General features: G+C 72.0%; 13 protein-coding genes and 1 tRNA gene. 7 read left to right on the forward strand and 7 right to left on the reverse strand.

Annotated elements, in window-relative coordinates; all coding sequences use genetic code 11:
• Positions 1–1847: S9 family peptidase (locus UWG_RS0106415; RefSeq protein WP_078495596.1), on the reverse strand; the 1847-nt coding region annotated here is incomplete at its 3' end.
• A 142-nt stretch (positions 1848–1989) separates the two neighbouring features.
• Between UWG_RS0106415 and UWG_RS0106420 the strand changes: the two genes are divergently transcribed.
• Positions 1990–4101 (forward strand): nuclease-related domain-containing DEAD/DEAH box helicase, encoded by a 2112-nt coding sequence (locus UWG_RS0106420; RefSeq protein ID WP_029391217.1) that lies wholly within the window; start codon positions 1990–1992, stop codon positions 4099–4101.
• A 128-nt stretch (positions 4102–4229) separates the two neighbouring features.
• Here the strand turns inward: UWG_RS0106420 and UWG_RS0106425 are convergent.
• Positions 4230–4303: transfer RNA gene (locus tag UWG_RS0106425), tRNA-Pro, on the reverse strand.
• Positions 4304–4428: 125 nt separating this feature from the next.
• Positions 4429–5370, reverse strand: a complete 942-nt coding sequence (locus tag UWG_RS0106430; RefSeq protein WP_016906378.1) for a metallophosphoesterase — start codon at positions 5368–5370, stop codon at positions 4429–4431.
• A 133-nt stretch (positions 5371–5503) separates the two neighbouring features.
• Here UWG_RS0106430 and UWG_RS0106435 point away from each other — a divergent pair, with 133 nt between their 5' ends.
• On the forward strand, positions 5504–5965 hold the full coding sequence (locus UWG_RS0106435; protein WP_016906379.1) for a GatB/YqeY domain-containing protein: 462 nt from the start codon (positions 5504–5506) through the stop codon (positions 5963–5965).
• A 64-nt stretch (positions 5966–6029) separates the two neighbouring features.
• Here the strand turns inward: UWG_RS0106435 and UWG_RS0106440 are convergent, their stop codons facing one another.
• Complete coding sequence (locus UWG_RS0106440) at positions 6030–8267, reverse strand: transglycosylase domain-containing protein (RefSeq protein ID WP_029391218.1); 2238 nt, start codon at positions 8265–8267, stop codon at positions 6030–6032.
• A 581-nt stretch (positions 8268–8848) separates the two neighbouring features.
• On the opposite strand from UWG_RS0106440, the gene UWG_RS0106445 reads away from it, so the two are divergent.
• Complete coding sequence (locus UWG_RS0106445) at positions 8849–9187, forward strand: WhiB family transcriptional regulator (RefSeq protein WP_026328582.1); 339 nt, start codon at positions 8849–8851, stop codon at positions 9185–9187.
• Between the two features lie 316 nt (positions 9188–9503).
• Here UWG_RS0106445 and bagB read toward each other — a convergent pair whose 3' ends face one another.
• Positions 9504–11009, reverse strand: a complete 1506-nt coding sequence (gene bagB, locus UWG_RS0106450) for an ATPase BagB (RefSeq protein WP_033195989.1) — start codon at positions 11007–11009, stop codon at positions 9504–9506.
• A complete protein-coding gene (gene bagA / locus UWG_RS0106455) occupies positions 11002–12036 on the reverse strand; it encodes an ATPase BagA (protein ID WP_033195990.1) in 1035 nt (344 codons plus the stop codon). The genes bagB and bagA overlap by 8 nt, the downstream gene beginning before the upstream one ends.
• Before the next feature lie 103 nt (positions 12037–12139).
• Between bagA and UWG_RS32515 the strand changes: the two genes are divergently transcribed.
• From UWG_RS32515 to UWG_RS0106475, 4 genes are read left to right on the forward strand one after another with little or no spacing between them, the layout of a single operon-like run.
• Positions 12140–12295, forward strand: a complete 156-nt coding sequence (locus UWG_RS32515) for a Sp36 family protein (RefSeq protein ID WP_016906384.1) — start codon at positions 12140–12142, stop codon at positions 12293–12295.
• Positions 12292–12756, forward strand: coding sequence for a RidA family protein (locus UWG_RS0106465; protein ID WP_016906385.1), 465 nt, complete (start codon positions 12292–12294; stop codon positions 12754–12756). Before UWG_RS32515 ends, UWG_RS0106465 begins: the two co-directional genes overlap by 4 nt.
• Before the next feature lie 53 nt (positions 12757–12809).
• Positions 12810–13694 carry an NUDIX hydrolase gene (locus UWG_RS0106470; protein ID WP_029391219.1) on the forward strand — a complete coding sequence of 295 codons (885 nt, stop codon included), beginning with the start codon at positions 12810–12812 and terminating at the stop codon, positions 13692–13694.
• Complete coding sequence (locus UWG_RS0106475; protein WP_016906387.1) at positions 13691–14521, forward strand: MBL fold metallo-hydrolase; 831 nt, start codon at positions 13691–13693, stop codon at positions 14519–14521. The genes UWG_RS0106470 and UWG_RS0106475 overlap by 4 nt, the downstream gene beginning before the upstream one ends.
• Positions 14522–14606: 85 nt before the next feature.
• Here UWG_RS0106475 and UWG_RS0106480 read toward each other — a convergent pair whose 3' ends face one another.
• Entirely contained in the window at positions 14607–15281 is a 675-nt protein-coding gene (locus UWG_RS0106480) for a Crp/Fnr family transcriptional regulator (RefSeq protein WP_016906388.1), read from the reverse strand.
• Positions 15282–15761 lie beyond the last annotated feature (480 nt).

Genomic DNA, 15761 nt, shown 5'->3' on the forward strand with positions numbered 1-15761 from the left:
CTGAGGTTCCGCAGCGCGAACTCGATCTCCAGCCGCACCTGCTTGATCCGCTCCTCGACGACGAGCGAACCGTGCCCGGCGTCGTAGCGGTAGACCTCGTGCGGCGCCTCCCGCTCGGCGAGCCGCTCGACGTACCTCTCCACCTGGCGGATCGGGCACCGGGGGTCGTTGACGCCGGCCGAGATGTAGACGGGCGCGCGCACCTCGTCCACGTACGTCAGCGGTGAGGAGGCGCGGAAGCGTTCCGGGACCTCCTCCGGGGTGCCGCCGAGGAGCGTGCGGTCCATGGACTTCAGCGCCTCCATCTCGTCGTGGTACGCCGTGACGTAGTCGGCGACGGGGACGGCGGCGAGGCCGAGCGCCCACGCGTCCGGCTGCGTGCCGAGGCCGAGGAGCGTCAGGTACCCGCCCCAGGAACCGCCGGCGAGGATCAGCCGCTCCGGGTCGGCGAGCCCCGCCTCCACCACCCACCTGCGGACGGCGTCGATGTCCTCCAGCTCGATCAGTCCCACGCGGTGCTTCAGCGCGTCCGTCCACGCCCGCCCGTATCCCGTCGAGCCCCGGTAGTTGACGCGTACGACGGCGAAGCCGTGGTCCACCCAGGCCGCCGGCTGCGCGGCGAAGCTGTCGCTGTCGTGGTGCGTCGGGCCGCCGTGCACCTCGAAGACGGTGGGGAACGGGCCCTCGCCCGCCGGCTTCTGCACCAGCGCGTGGACGGTGCCGCCCGGGCCCTCCACCCATGCGTCCTCCACGGCGACCGACGAAGGCGCCCGCGGTCCCGGCGGGTCGAGCACCGTGCCGCCCGAGGTCGAGCGCACCTGCGGCGGCTCGGCCGCCGACGACCAGAGGAACTCGACGGAGCCGTCGGGCCGCGCCGTCGCGCCGCCGATCGAACCGGCGGGCGTCTCGATCCGGGAGAGCTCGCGCGTGGCGATCTCGTACCGCCACAGCTCGTCGCGCGCCTGGAAGCTGTGGACGAGGAGGAGCGTGCCCTCACTGCCCGCGGCCTCGGCGGGGAGCCAGTCGGCGAAGAGGTCGCCGGGGAACTCCACCGCGACCTCGTGCGTCCCGCCCGAGAGCGGGTCCCAGACCATCGGTTCCCAGCGGCCGCGGCGCTGGTGCCCCACGAGGAGGCGCGCGTCCCCTTCGGCGGGCGCGAACCCCAGGACGGTGAGGCCGAGTTCGAGGGTCCCGCCCTCGGTGTCGTCGAGCTCGGCGACGTTCGAGCCGTCGGCGACGCGGACGACGCGGACCGCCGCGTGCATCGCGTCGCCGTGCTCGGTGTGCTCGATCGCCAGGAGCGCGCCGTCCCGTGAGACGTCGCCGACGTCGGCCGTCTCGCGGTGGCGGTAGACCTCGCGCGGGTTCTCGCCGGGCCGGAGGACGTGGAGCGTCGACCCCTCCTCGTCCGTCGACCTGCCGACGACCGCCGTCCCGTCGGCAGCGAGCGCCAGCCCCGCCGGGTAGGAAGCGGTGAGCTCCCCGCTCACCGGCACGTCCTCACCCCCGCCGAACGGCTGGCGCATCCAGACGCCGAACTCGTCGCCGTCGGTGTCGGAGAACCACCACACCTCGGCACCGTCGGGCGTGAGGGTGCCGGAGGTCGTCCCGTTCGGCCGGTCCGTCACCTGGCGCCGGGCACCGGTGGCGCGGTCCCAGGCGTACAGCTCGAAAGTCCCGGTCGCGTTGGAGACGAACAGCCCACGCTCCGGCGCCCCTTCGGCCCACTCCGGCAACGACACCCGCGGCGCCCTGAACCGCTTCTCCCAATCCGGCAGTTCCCTACCTTCACCCGCTGCACGCCCCGGGGGCTGCGCCCCGCTTACCGGCCTTTCGCTCTGGTCCATGGGGACATTGTGGCGTGCGGGGGGCTGGGGCGGGGGAGAGGCGTCTCGAAGTGCACTGGAGAGACGGGGAGACTCGGCGCGACCCCTGTCGATACGTCGCTCAGCGCTCTATGATCGCCACGCTGCGTAGAGGGGGAGAGGTTTGGTTGCTGGGGGATCGGCGGCACGACGGGCCCAGGAGGCGCGAAGCCAGGAGCGGCTGCTGCGGGAGCAGTGGCAGGCCGCTCGCGAGCGGGCCAGACGGTGGGAGGCTGCGAGCGAGGGCGAACGGGACGTCGCCGCCCAGCTCTTGGTCCTCGCCGAACGCGGCTGGCGGCTGCTGGTCGACCGCCGGTGGCCGGGGACGCGTGCGGCCAACGTCGACATGCTGCTCGTCGGCCCGGGCGGGGTCTTCGTGCTCGACGTCAAGAACTGGCGCGCACAGCCCGAGGTCTCCGACGGGGTGCTGCACGCCGGCGGAGTACGGCGGGACGAGCACGTCACGAGGCTGCTCTCGATGACGAAGGCGGCCGAGGGCGCGGTCGCCTCGCTCGGCCTTTCCCCCGTCGCCGTGCAGCCGTTGATGGTCTTCGCGGGAAGACGACTCGACACCACGGTGGATCGGGTGCGGCTCCTCGGCGAACGCGAGGTCGGCACGGCGCTGTTGCGGGAGCGCAGACGGCTCCGCGCCGAGCAGGTGCGCGTCCTCGCCGACCAGTTGGAACGCTTCTTCCCCGAGTACGAGCCCTCGACGGCGTCCGGGCACCGGCCGCGCGAGACGCGCCGACAACCCGAGCACGAGTCCCCCACGGCCCGGGTCCCCTCCCCGCGCGAGGCCGGTCAAGAGCCGCCGTCCGACGGTCTCTTCGACCTCGACGGGCTGCGCGACGCCGCAGTCGAGGAGGCGATGCGGGCACCCATCGAGCAGTGGATGACCTTCCTCCACCCCGACCAGGTGGGCCTCGTACGCCGCAACTGGTCGGGCCCCGCGCGCGTCAGCGGGCCGGCAGGGACGGGGAAGACGGTGGTCGGCCTCCACCGCGCCGCCCACCTGGCGCAGCGCACCAACGGGCGGGTCCTCTACGTGACCTTCGCCAACAACCTGCCGCGCGTGCAGCGCACCTTCCTGACATCCATGTCCCCTTCCCTCGCGGATCGCGTGGAGTTCAGCAGTCTCCACTCCTGGGCTCAGGAGTACCTCCGCACGAGGGGCGTCACGACGAGGCTCCACCGCGAAAAGGCGACGACGGCGTTCAGCCATGCCTGGATGAGGGCCGGCAGGGAGAGCTGCCTCACCGAGGTGGAGTCGGACCACAGGTACTGGCAGGAGGAGATCGACCACGTCATCAAGGGCCGCGGGATCACGACGTTCGAGGAGTACGCGCACCTCCGCCGCCACCGCCGCCGCACGAGCCTCCGGCGGGCTCACCGCGAGGCGGTCTGGTCGCTGTACGAGGCGTACGAGGCCAACCGGCGGGCGAGCGGCGTGCACGACTTCAACGACGTGCTCGCCCTCGCGCTCGCCGAGGCGAAGGAGGCGGACAGCCCGCTGTACGCAGCCGTCGTCGTCGACGAGGTCCAGGACCTCACGCTCGTCGGGGTGCGGCTCCTCCACGCCCTCGCGGGCGACGCACCCAACGGCCTCCTCCTCATCGGCGACGGCCAACAGGCCGTCTATCCCGGCGGGTTCAGGCTCTCCGACGCCGGCGTCGACATCCGCGGCGGCCGGGCCCAGATCCTGCGCACCAACTACCGCAACAGCGAGCAGATCCTCGCCGCCGCCCTCGCCGTCGTCGCCGACGACTCCTTCGAGGACCTCGACGGCGAGCGCCTCCCCGGCAGCCGCGACGTCGACCTCACCTACCACGACGGCTGCGTCCACCGCGTACGCGAAGCCACCGGCACGGACCACGACCGCGAGCTGCTGACCGCACTCGGCACCCTCTCCGACGACGAGCGCGCCGACGCCGCCGTACTCTGCCAGTCCACCAAGGCGGTCGCCCACTACCACCGCCTCCTCGACCAGGCCGGCTTCGCCGTCTGCCCGCTGGAACAGTACGACGGCAACCGCGTCGAGGCCGTCAAACTCGGCACCTACCGCAGAGCAAAGGGCCTGGAGTTCAAACGCGTCTATCTCCCCCACCACGACGCCGCCCTCAAGACCCCTCACACGACGGAGTCCGACCACGAACGCCACGAACTCACCCGCAGCCAACTGTTCGTGGCGATGACGAGGGCGCGGGACCATCTCTGGCTGGGGAGCGTGGACGGGTGAAGCCCCGCCGGGCCCGCGCCGGTGAAGTGCACGGTCACCGCGCCGGGTTGTGCCGATCCACCGGGCCGGTCGCGCAGCACGAAAAAGAGGACCGAACCCTCCCGGGTCCGGTCCTCCTGTTCCTTCAGTCGGGGTGGCGGGATTTGAACCCACGGCCTCTTCGTCCCGAACGAAGCGCGCTGCCAAGCTGCGCTACACCCCGAAGCAACGACGACTACTCTAGCCCAGCATCGCCCAGACGCGAAATCCGGTATCCCCGCACGCGAGAGGGGCCCGGGCAGGACGGCCGCGGGGGTTGCGGTTCGCGCGTGCGGGAGCCGGAACCCGTCACCCCCGCTCCGTCAACGTGAGCAGCGTGGCCTCCGGCGGGCAGGCGAACCGCACCGGGGTGTACCGGTTGGTTCCGCAGCCCGCCGAGACGTGGAGGTACGACTCGTTGCCGCCGGCGCGGTGGCCGGAGAGGCCCTTGACGCGGTCGGTGTCGAGGTCGCAGTTGGTGACCAGGGCGCCGTAGAAGGGGACACAGAGCTGGCCGCCGTGGGTGTGGCCGGCGAGGATCAGCGGGTAGCGGTCGGCGGTGAAGGCGTCGAGGACGCGGAGGTAGGGGGCGTGGACGACGGCGAGCGAGAGGTCGGCGTCGGCTTCCGGGCCCCCGGCGACCTCGGCGTAGCGGTCGCGCTTGATGTGCGGGTCGTCGAGGCCGGTGAGCGCGATCTCGGTGCCGTCGTCGAGCTTGAGGCGGCCGCGGGTGTTGGAGAGGCCGACCCAGCCTGCCGCGTCGAAGGCGTCGCGCAGTCCCTCCCACGGGTTGTGGACGGCGCCGACGGCGGGCGGGTTGCCGTTGAGGCCGTGTCGGCCGGTCGCGCGTTCCATGAGGTATTTCGCGGGGTTGCGCAGCTTCGGGCCGTAGTAGTCGTTGGAGCCGAAGACGTAGGCGCCGGGGAACTCCATGAGCGGTCCGAGCGCGTCGAGGACCTCGGGGACGGCCTCCGGGTCGGAGAGGTTGTCGCCGGTGTTGACCACGAAGTCGGGGCGGAGCCCGGCGAGGGAGCGCAGCCACTGCTGCTTCCTGCGCTGGCCGCCGACCATGTGGACGTCCGAGACCTGGAGGACGCGCAACGGGTGCATGCCGCGCGGCAGCACGGGGACGCTCACGCGTCGCAGCCGGAAGGAGCGGACTTCGACGCCCGCCGCGTAGCCGAGGCAGGCGGCGCCCACCGTGGTGAGGCCGAGGGCGGTCTTCAGGGGGAGCCGGTATCGCGCGCGCATGCGGCCATCGTCGCAGACCCCCGCGCGGCGCGGCAGCGGGCCGGGGCAGCGGCCGACCGCATCGGGACGGAGGGCTCGACCACGGAGCGTACAGGGGAGATGCCGGCCGCGGGGCTGCTGGCAGACTGTGTCCATGACCACCCTCAAGTCCCGTCTGCACGAGGACCTCACCGCCGCCATCAAGGCGCGGGACGAGGTCCGGTCCGCCACGATCCGGATGGCCCTCGCCGCGGTCACCAAGGAGGAGGTCGCGGGGAAGGAGGCGCGGGAGCTCTCCGACGAGGAGGTGCTCGCCGTGCTCACCAGCGAGTCGAAGAAGCGCCGCGAGGCCGCCGAGGCGTTCACCGACGGCGGGCGCGAGGAGCAGGCGGCGCGGGAGCGCGCCGAGGGCGCGGTGCTGGAGGAGTACCTCCCCGCGCAGTTGACGGACGAGGAGCTGACGGCGCTCGTCGACGAGGCGGTCGCGGAGGCGAGGGCGGGGGGCGCCGAGGGCCCGAAGGCGATGGGTGCCGTGATGAAGCTCCTGAAGCCGCGCACCGCCGGCCGGGCCGACGGCAAGCGTCTCGCGGCGGAGGTGAAGCGGCGGCTCTCGTAGGAGGCACCGCACGCGAGAAGGGGCGTCCCGATACGGGGCGCCCCTTCTCTTGCACCGGATGTGCCTACCGGCCGAAGTCCCAGCCGCCGTTGTCGTTTCCGTGGCCGCCGTCACCGCCGCCGAGGACGTCCGGCGGGATGCTGAAGTCGGGCAGCGGGTTGTCGTCCGGCTTGTTGTCGTCCGGCTTGTTGTTCCCGCTGGGCTTGTTGTTCCGGTTCGGGCGCTTTTTCTTCTTCTTGCGGTCGCTCTTCTTGTCGTCCTTGATCTTGACCTTCTTGAACTTCTCCGCGGGCTTGTCGGCGAGTGCCCCCGTCATCATGTCCCGCCAGATCGGTCCCGGTACCTCGCCGCCGAAGACCTTGTCGTAGGTGCGGCCGCCGATGCTGATGTTCTTCATCTGCACCTGGTGGTTGGGGTCGCCGACCCAGACCGCGCCCGACATGTTCGGCGCGTAGCCCACGAACCAGGCGGCGTACCGGTTGTCGGTGGTACCGGTCTTGCCCGCGCTGTCGCGCCCGCCGAGCCCGGCCTGCTTGCCCGTGCCGTCCTCGACGACGCCGCGGAGCAGTGCGTTGACGGTGTCCGCCGTCTTCGCCGACATCGCCCGGTCGCACTCGGTCTTGGGGACGGAGAGCTGCTTGCCCTGCGCGTCGGTGATCGACTCGATGGCGACGGGCGTGCAGTGGACGCCGCGGTTGGCGAAGGTGGCGTACCCCTCGGCCATCGTCAGCGGGGAGACCTCCTGGGTGCCGAGGGAGATCGAAGGCACCTGGTCGAGGTCCTTACCGTCGGCGCGCTCGATGCCCATCTTCTTGGACATGTCGGTCACCGGGCAGATCCCGATCTGGCTTATCAGCGAGACGAAGTAGGTGTTGACCGACTTCGCGGTCGCCTCCTTCATCCGGTACGGGCCGACTTCCTTGCGGTTCTCGTTCTCGACCGGTGCGCTACCGCTCCACTGCCCCTTGCAGGTGTTGACGGGCGAGGGGTACTTCATCCGGTACGGGGAGGCGTACTTCTGGTACGGGCTCATGCCGCGGTCGAGGCCGGCCGCCGCTATCACCGGCTTGAAGGTGGAGCCCGGCTGGTAGCCGGCGCCGCCGCCCATGTCGTCGTCGACGGCGAGGTTTATCTCGGTGTCGTTCTTGCCGAGCCCGTACGGCCTGGACTGGCCCATGCCGAGGATCTTGCCGCTCCCCGGCTCGACGATGGAGACGGCGGTCGCCACCTTGTCGTCCGTGTGGACGTGCTTCTCGATCGACGCGTTGACGGAGCTCTGCGCCTTCGGGTCGAGCGTGGTCTTGATCGTCAGCCCGCCCTGGTCCCAGCGCTTGCTTCTGGCCTTCTCCGTCTTGCCGAAGGCGGGGTCGTTGAGGAAGACCCTGCGGACGTAGTCGCAGAAGTGGCCGGCGCCGCTGTTCGCCGTGATGCAACCGTTCTTCGGCTGACTCATCTTCAGCTCGATCGGCTTGTCGCGCGCGGCCTTCGCCTCGTCCCGGGTGATGTCGCCGTGCTGCACCATCTTCGCGAGGACGGTGTTGCGGCGCTTCAGCGCCTCGTCCTCGTTGCTGACCGGGTCGTAGCGGGTGGGGGACTGCACGAGGCCGGCGAGGAGCGCCGACTCTCCGAGCGTCAGGTCCTTCGCCGACTTGGTGAAGTACCGCTGCGCGGCCGCCTCGGCGCCGTACGCCTGCTGCCCGAAGAAGGTGATGTTGAGGTAGTTCTCCAGGATGCGGCGTTTGCCGAGCTCTTCCTCGATCTGGATCGCGTACTTGAGCTCCTTGATCTTGCGTCCGACGGTCTGCTGCGTGGCCTGCGCGACCTTGTCGGCGTCGTTCCCCGCCTCCTCGACGAAGACGTTCTTGACGTACTGCTGGGTGAGCGTCGACGCGCCCTGGGAGACGCCGCCCTCCTGCGCGTTGCGGTTGAGCGCGCGGAGGACGCCCTTGAGGTCGACGGCGCCGTGCTCGTAGAAGCGCGCGTCCTCGATGGCGACGATCGCCTTGCGCAGGTGGGGTGAGATGTCCTTGAGGTCGACCACGGTGCGGTCGCGCGAGTAGACCTTGGCGATCTCGCCGCCCGTGCTGTCGAGGATGGTCGTCCGCTGGCTCAGCGGCGGGCGCTTGAGGTCGGTCGGCAGCTCGTCGAACCCCTCGGCCGAGCCCTTCGCCGCCAGGCCGAGGGAACCGACCGCGGGCAGGGCGAGTCCGGCCAGCACGGCTCCGGCGAGCACGCTGACTCCCAGGAACTTGGCGGCCTGCTGTGTGGCGGTCAACCCGCCGCCAGAGCGCTTCTTTGCCATGGGTAGAGCCTACGTTCTGATTCGCCGGACAGGGGACCATGTGTTCGCCTAACCTGGTCGCGGCTCCCCGGTCGGGTTCGGCGCACCCGGTGCGCGGCTTCTCCGGGTGGTCGCGCGGGCTCGTGCCGGCGCAGCTTCCTCCGTACGACCTGCTCCCGCCGCCCCACGGCCCAGCAGTATCCGCTTGCCCCAGTCGTTCCTTCCGCCCTTCTCCCAGACCGAGTTGAGCACGACCGCTCACGAGGCTCCGCGGTGGTGCACCCTTCCGTTCCCCTCTGCGGGGAGAGACTTGTTCGGGATGCCGAACGCTTGCCGAAGGGTCGGTGCGCTCCACGCCGTACCGGTCCGCCGGTCACAACCGAAAGCACAACTCGCCCTGTACGCACAGGATCTCGCGCTTGTCCATCGCTCACTCCGTTGGGTGATCTGCCGCGTACGCATAGTCCTTTCGGGCCATCCAAGATTGGGCCCGAAGGGGGTGTTGTGCCCTGCCCACCTTCCGTAACGTCCTCAACTGGCAACGGTGAATATGCCGTTGCCGCCGTGGGGGAGCCTCGATTCGGGAGAGGACGGCGCCGGCTATGGGCTGGGTTACAGACTGGAGTGCGCAGGCTGCCTGCCGCACTACTGATCCGGACGAACTTTTCGTGCAAGGAGCCGCACAGAACCGTGCCAAGGCTGTCTGCACCGGCTGCCCGGTGCGTACGGAGTGCTTGGCAGACGCGCTGGACAACCGCGTCGAGTTCGGCGTCTGGGGCGGGATGACCGAGCGGGAGCGCAGGGCGCTGCTCCGTCGTCGGCCGACGGTCACCTCGTGGCGCCGGCTGTTGGAGACGGCCCGCTCGGAGTACGAGCGCAGCGGCGAGACCGGCTTCTCGGAGCAGCTCGCCACAGCGGAGAGCTACGCCGCCGCGGGATAGCCGCGAGCGGCGTCTTCACGCCAACACCGGTTTCGCGCCGCTGGCTTGATTCGACGGTTCTCGGGGCGCAGAAAGAGGGGCCGCGCAGGCGCTGCGCGGTCGGCCTGCCCAGTGGTGTGCGAGCACAGCGCGTGTGCTTGCGACACCGCGCCGACGGCGAGCCCGCGTGTCGTGCGCCGCGCGTCCTCATGCACCGGACACGTTCGAGCGGTCCGGCGAGCACACACGCCCGGGCGGCACGTCGCGGCGCGGCGCTCGTCGCGTGAACCAGCAGGCCCGGCCTGCCGGTCGGCCGCGTCCTCTTGAGCCCCGTGGCTCACTCCCGGACGCCGAGCCCGGCGTCCGTACCGCCGTGCCCGTCGTCCGCGCGCTCGGCCCGCTCGGCGAGGTGCTCGCCGATGGAGCGCAGCCCGGCGAGGTCGTGGACGTCTCCCGGCAGCGCGGGTACCGACGCGACGGCGACCTCGGGATGGAGCGTGAGGAAGCCGTCGAGCGTGCGTCGTTCCCGGTCGAGCAGGTGCATCTGGTCGGCGTGGAGCCGCAGCAGCCCGGCGGCGAGGGACGCGGTGCCTTCCGGCGTGCCGGGGGAGGGGCCGCCGAGGGACGCGGTGTCGTGCGAACTGCCGTTGTGCAGCGCGGAGTTGCCCGTTGCCGAAGCATGCTCCGCGGGGTGTGAGCGGGTGTCGAGACGGTCCTGCGCCGGCCGGGTGCCGGCAGGGGATGCGTGGGCCTCTTCCGGATCGGTCTGCGCGCCCTCGGTGGTGCCGTCTTCCCGGGCAGCGGTCGCATGGGGGGAGACCTGCTCGGGGGCCGACGTGGCGCTGTGCTGACCATTCCCCCGGGCACGATCCACAATGCCGCCGTTCTCAAGATTTTCAGCCGCGTCGAGCGCCCGCTCGGCGCTGAGCCCGCCCGCCTCGCTTCCGTGCACCCGGTTGACGACGAGCCCGGCGAGCGGCATCCGGTCCGCGTCGAGCCGCTCCACGAAGTACGCGGCCTCGCGCAGCGCGTCCCGCTCCGGCGCGGCCACGACGAGGAACGCCGTGCCGGGCGCCTGGAGCAGGCGGTACGTCGCGTCGGCCCTGGTGCGGAAGCCGCCGAACATGGTGTCCATCGCGGCGACGAAGGTCTGCACGTCCCGCAGCAGCCCGGCGCCGAGCAGCTTGCTCAACGCGCCGGTGAACATGGAGAGTCCGGCCATTCCGAGGTTGACGAACTTCATGCCGGCCCGACCGCCGACCCGGGCCGGTGCCATCAGCAGCTTGATGAGCCGCCCGTCGAGGAAGGAGCCGAGGCGCCCCGGTGCGTCGAGGAAGTCGAGGGCGGAGCGGGAAGGCGGGGTGTCGACAATGATCAGGTCCCACTCGTCGCGGCTGCGGAGCTGGCCGAGCTTCTCCATCGCCATGTACTCCTGGGTGCCGGCGAATCCGGCGGAGAGCGACTGGTAGAAGGGGTTCTCCAGGATCGCCCTCGCCCGTTCCGGTTCCGCGTGCGCCTCGACGATCTCGTCGAAGGTGCGCTTCATGTCGAGCATCATGGCGTGGAGTTCGCCGTCCCCGCCGGTGCCGGGGACGAGCCGCGGCGTGTTGTCGAGCTCGTCGAGCCCCATCGACTGCGCGAGCCTGCGCGCCGGGTCGATGGTGAGCACGACGGTCCTGCGCCCGCGCTCGGCGGCGCGCAGCCCGAGCGCGGCGGCCGTCGTCGTCTTGCCGACCCCGCCGGAGCCGCAGCAGACGACGATCCGGGTCGCCGGGTCGTCGAGGAGCGCGTCGACGTCCAACTCGGCGTCGGGCGCGAGCACTTCGCTGCCCAGGCTACTCATCGGGCCCCTCCTCTCCCGGTGTCCTCCGCGCCCCGAAGGCCGCGCCGTGCCCGCCTGCGGCCTCCGCTTCGGAGAGCCGGCTCTGCAGCTCGGCCGCGAGCCTGTAGAGACCGGCGAGTTCGACTCCGTCGCCGAGCAGCGGCAATTCGTACCGCGGCAGCCCGGTCGCGGCGAGCTCCGCCCGCTGCTCGCCCTCGAGCGCGACGCGCTGCGCGTTCTCCCCGCCGAGCGCGAGCAGCGGCCCGACGAGCTGCTCCGCGCGCTCTGCGCCCCCGAGCCCGGCGTGCGAGAGAGCGCCGGCGAGCTCCGCAGGCGTGCGCGCAGCCGCGGCGAGCTGCTCGGGCCCCACGCGCGCCGGGCGCACCATGTTCACCACGAGCGCGCCCACCGGCAGCCCGGCGGCGCGGAGTTCGGCGACGCCGTCGACCGTCTCCTGCACCGGCATCTCCTCCAGGAGCGTCACCATGTGCACCGCCGTCTCGTGCGACTTGAGTACCCGCATCACCGCCTGCGCCTGGTTGTGCACGGGGCCGACCCGCGCCAGCCCCGCCACCTCCTCGTTGACGCCGAGGAAGCGGGCGATCCGCCCCGTCGGCGGGGCGTCCATCACCACCGCGTCGTAGACGGGGCGCTGGCCGTCCCGCCGCCGTACGGCCTCGCACGCCTTGCCGGTGAGGAGCACGTCCCGCAGCCCCGGTGCGATGGTGGTGGCGAAGTCGACGGCGCCGATCCGCTTCAGCGCGCGGCCCGCGCCGCCGAGCTTGTAGAACATCTGCAGGTAGTCGAGGAGCGCGCGTTCGGCGTCGATCGCGAGGGCGTAGACCTCGCCGCCGCCGCGCGCCACCGCGATCTTCCGCTCCTCGTACGGCAGTTGCTCGGTACGGAAGAGCTCGGCGATCCCCTGCCTGCCCTCGACCTCGACGAGGAGCGTGCGCCGCCCCCGGTGCGCGAGCGCGAGCGCGAGCGCGGCGGCGACCGTCGTCTTGCCGGTGCCGCCCTTGCCGGTGACCACATGGAGCCTGCACACACGGGCGAGCCTAACCACAGGGCCGAGGTCGCACACCCGGTGCCGGACGGGCGCGCTCCGAGGGGTGCGACGCGGCCCGCGGCCAACCATTAGGGTCGTCCCCATGACGAAGTGGGAATACGCAACGGTGCCTCTCCTGACGCACGCCACCAAGCAGATCCTCGACACCTGGGGGGAGGACGGCTGGGAGCTCGTCCAGGTCATCCCGGGGCCCAACTCCGAGCAGCTGGTGGCCTACCTGAAGCGGGAGAAGGCATGAGCGCGGTCGAGGACCGCCTGGCCGAACTCGGCCTCGCCCTCCCGCAGACGGCGACCCCCGCGGGTGTGTACGTACCGGCGCAGCGCAGCGGCCGGTACGTACACACCGCGGGCCAGGTTCCGTTGGTCGACGGCGCGCTGCCCGCGACGGGCAAGGTCGGCGCGGAGGTGACGCCCGAGGCGGCGAAGGAGCTCGCGCGCACCTGCGCGCTCAACGCGCTCTCCGCCGTCCGGTCGGTCGTCGGTGACCTCGACCGGATCGCGCAGGTGGTCAAGGTCACCGGATTCGTCGCTTCCGCACCGGACTTCACCGGTCAGCCCGGCGTCGTCAACGGAGCTAGCGAACTCCTCGGGGAGGCGCTCGGCGAGCGCGGTGTGCACGCGCGCAGCGCGGTGGGCGTCGCGGTGCTGCCGATGGACGCGCCCGTCGAGGTCGAGATCCAGGTCGAACTCACCGACTGAGCAGGGCACCCGGCGCCCTCGAACATCTTCACGACGGCACGTAGCATCCGGCCATGTCGTCTACGCAGAACGGCCAGTTGTTCCCCACCGAGTGGCCGGAGCGCATCCGTGCCCTCCAGGCGGGAGAGCTGGTCCCGGTGGAGCCCAGGCGCGCCGCCACGGTCCTGCTGCTGCGGGACGGCGGCGGGGGACCCCTGGTGCACATGCTCCGACGGCGCACCACCATGGCGTTCGCCGGCGGAGCGTACGCCTACCCCGGAGGCGCCGTGGACCCTCGGGACGAGGGCGAGTTGGAGTGGGCGGGCACCGGCCGGCAGGAGTGGGCCGAGCGCCTCGGCACCGACGCGGCCTCGGCGCAGGCGTTGGTCTGCGCCGCGGTCCGGGAGACCTTCGAGGAGTCGGGCGTCCTCCTGGCAGGGCCCGACGAGCACGCCGTCGTCGACGACACCACGGGCGACGACTGGGAGGCCGACCGCGCGGCCCTCGCCGCACACGAGCTGTCCCTCGCCGATCTCCTCGCCCGCCGCGGCCTCGCCCTCCGCGGCGACCTCCTCCGTGCCTGGGCCCGCTGGGTCACCCCGGAGTTCGAGACCCGGCGGTACGACACCTGGTTCTTCGCCGCCGCACTCCCTCGCGGCCAGCGCACCAGGAACGCCTCGACCGAGGCCGACCGCACCGTCTGGGTCCGCCCCGAGGACGCCACCGCGAGCTACGACCGCGGCGAACTCACCATGCTCCCCCCGACGATCTCCACCCTCCGCCGACTCGTCGGCCACCGCACAGCAGCCGACGCGCTCGCCGCAGCCCGGACGCAGGACCTCGCCCCCGTGCTCGCCGAGGCGCGGCTGGAGGGCGAGGAGATCGTCCTGGTCTGGCCGGGGCACGAGGAGTTCACCAGACGCGTCGCGCGCGCCCCGGGGGAGGGCGAGCCCCGATGACCGACGCGGCGGCCCTGCCCGGCCAGCCCCGCGGCGCGGCACCGAGCGGCGCCTGCACGGCGCGTGCCTTCTGCGTCCTCGCCCCCAACCCCTCGCCGATGACGCTCGACGGCACCAACACCTGGATCGTCGCCGAGCCGGACGCCGCCGAGGCCGTCGTCATCGACCCGGGCCCGCTCGACGAGGACCACCTGCGCGCCGTCGCCCGGAGCGTCGAGGAGTCGGGGAGACGAGTGGGCGCCACCCTCCTCACCCACGGCCACGCGGACCACGCCGAGGGCGCCGTCCGCTTCGCCGAGCTCACCCGCAGTTCCATACGGGCGCTCGATCCGGCCCTGCGGCTCGGCGACGAGGGACTCGCGGCCGGCGACGTCGTCACGCTCGACGGGCTCGAACTGCGCGTCGTCGGCACGCCGGGGCACACCTCGGACTCGCTCAGCTTCCACCTGCCGGCCGACCGCGCCGTTCTCACGGGGGACACCGTCCTCGGCAGCGGCACCACCGTCGTCGCCCACCCCGACGGTACCCTCGGCGCGTACCTCGACTCGCTGCGTGCGCTGCGCTCCCTCACCGTCGACGACGGGGTGCACTGCGTCCTGCCGGGGCACGGCCCCGTCCTCGACGACGCGCTCGGCGCCCTCGACCACTACCTCGCCCACCGCGCGAGGCGGTTGGCGCAGGTGGAGGCGGCCGTCGAGCAGGGGTACCGGACGGCGCGGGAGGTGGTCGCGCACGTCTACGCCGACGTGGACAGGACGCTGTGGCCCGCGGCCGAACTCTCCGTGCGGGCGCAGCTGGAATACCTGCGGGAGCGCGGGGTGGAGTGAGCGCGGGGGCGCAAGGGGCGCGGCAAGCGTGCCGCGGGCACGCCTCGCGGGCGCACGCCTTCGTGCGCCTGGGGGGCTGCGTGGTTCAGCGGGAGCGCTTCGCGAGCCGCTCGATGTCGAGGAGGATCACCGCGCGGGCCTCGAGACGGAGCCAGCCGCGGCCGGCGAAGTCCGCGAGCGCCTTGTTGACCGTCTCCCTCGAGGCGCCGACGAGCTGCGCGAGCTCTTCCTGCGTGAGGTCGTGCACCACGTGGATGCCCTCTTCGGACTGCACGCCGAACCGGCGAGAGAGGTCGAGAAGCTGCTTGGCGACGCGACCGGGGACGTCCGAGAAGACGAGGTCCGACATCGAGTCGTTGGTCCGGCGCAGCCGGCGGGCGATCGCGCGCAGCAGCGCGGTGGCGACCTCGGGGCGGCCGTTGAGCCACGACTGGAGGTCGGGGTGCCCGAGACCGAGCAGCTTCACCTCGGTGAGCGCGGAGGCCGTCGCGGTACGCGGGCCCGGGTCGAAGAGGCTCAGCTCGCCGATGAGCTCACCGGGGCCGAGCACGGCGAGCATGTTCTCGCGGCCGTCCGGCGAGGTGCGGTGGAGCTTCACCTTGCCCTCGGTCACCACATAGAGGCGGTCGCCCGGCTCACCCTCGTGGAAGAGGGCCTCGCCGCGCGCGAGCGTCGTCTCCGTCATGGAGGTGCGCAGCTCAGCGGCCTGCTCCTCGTCGAGCGCCGCGAAGAGCGGGGCGCGCCGTAGAACGTCGTCCACGAGTTCTCTCCTTGTCGACCTGCATATCGGGTCCGTCGACCCCATGATGCCGGACGGTGAAACGGTGCGATCGGTCACAAGTACTAGCACGCCACCGTATCGGCCACCGGAGGTGCCCCTGGAGGGTGGAGTGAGCACGCCGCGTGAGCGCGGGCGGAGAGCTTTCGGGGACCCGGTGGAGCGCGGGGCGAATGTTGGTGCGCCCCCTTAGTCTGGCCGAGTGTCGGGTCTGAGGTGTCCGCTTCGGCGACTTCCGAAGCCCGGCTACGAGAGGCGATCCAAGGGCCCGCTCCGTCGTGGGGGACGGCGGTACGGGCAGGGAGAACGGGAGATTCAGCCGTGAGCGAACGCACCTCCGCCGAGCGGGCGGCGGGAGACCGTACGGCCGGAGCCGCCGGGGGAGGGGCGGCGAAGAAGGCCGCGTCCGGAGGGACGAAGAAGACGGCGGCGAAGAAGGCCCCAGCGAAGAAGACGGCGGCG

Source organism: Streptomyces xiaopingdaonensis, from assembly GCF_000262345.1.
GTDB lineage: Bacteria > Actinomycetota > Actinomycetes > Streptomycetales > Streptomycetaceae > Streptomyces > Streptomyces xiaopingdaonensis.

What these genes read in the sequence shown, in the direction of transcription:
- UWG_RS0106470 (WP_029391219.1), top strand. Translation starts at nt 12,810, where the DNA reads ATGTCGTCTACGCAGAACGGCCAGTTGTTCCCCACCGAGTGGCCGGAG.
- UWG_RS0106440 (WP_029391218.1), bottom strand. Translation starts at nt 8,267, where the DNA reads ATGGCAAAGAAGCGCTCTGGCGGCGGGTTGACCGCCACACAGCAGGCC.
- UWG_RS0106475 (WP_016906387.1), top strand. Translation starts at nt 13,691, where the DNA reads ATGACCGACGCGGCGGCCCTGCCCGGCCAGCCCCGCGGCGCGGCACCG.
- UWG_RS0106435 (WP_016906379.1), top strand. Translation starts at nt 5,504, where the DNA reads ATGACCACCCTCAAGTCCCGTCTGCACGAGGACCTCACCGCCGCCATC.
- UWG_RS32515 (WP_016906384.1), top strand. Translation starts at nt 12,140, where the DNA reads ATGACGAAGTGGGAATACGCAACGGTGCCTCTCCTGACGCACGCCACC.
- UWG_RS0106465 (WP_016906385.1), top strand. Translation starts at nt 12,292, where the DNA reads ATGAGCGCGGTCGAGGACCGCCTGGCCGAACTCGGCCTCGCCCTCCCG.
- bagB (WP_033195989.1), bottom strand. Translation starts at nt 11,009, where the DNA reads ATGAGTAGCCTGGGCAGCGAAGTGCTCGCGCCCGACGCCGAGTTGGAC.
- UWG_RS0106430 (WP_016906378.1), bottom strand. Translation starts at nt 5,370, where the DNA reads ATGCGCGCGCGATACCGGCTCCCCCTGAAGACCGCCCTCGGCCTCACC.
- UWG_RS0106445 (WP_026328582.1), top strand. Translation starts at nt 8,849, where the DNA reads ATGGGCTGGGTTACAGACTGGAGTGCGCAGGCTGCCTGCCGCACTACT.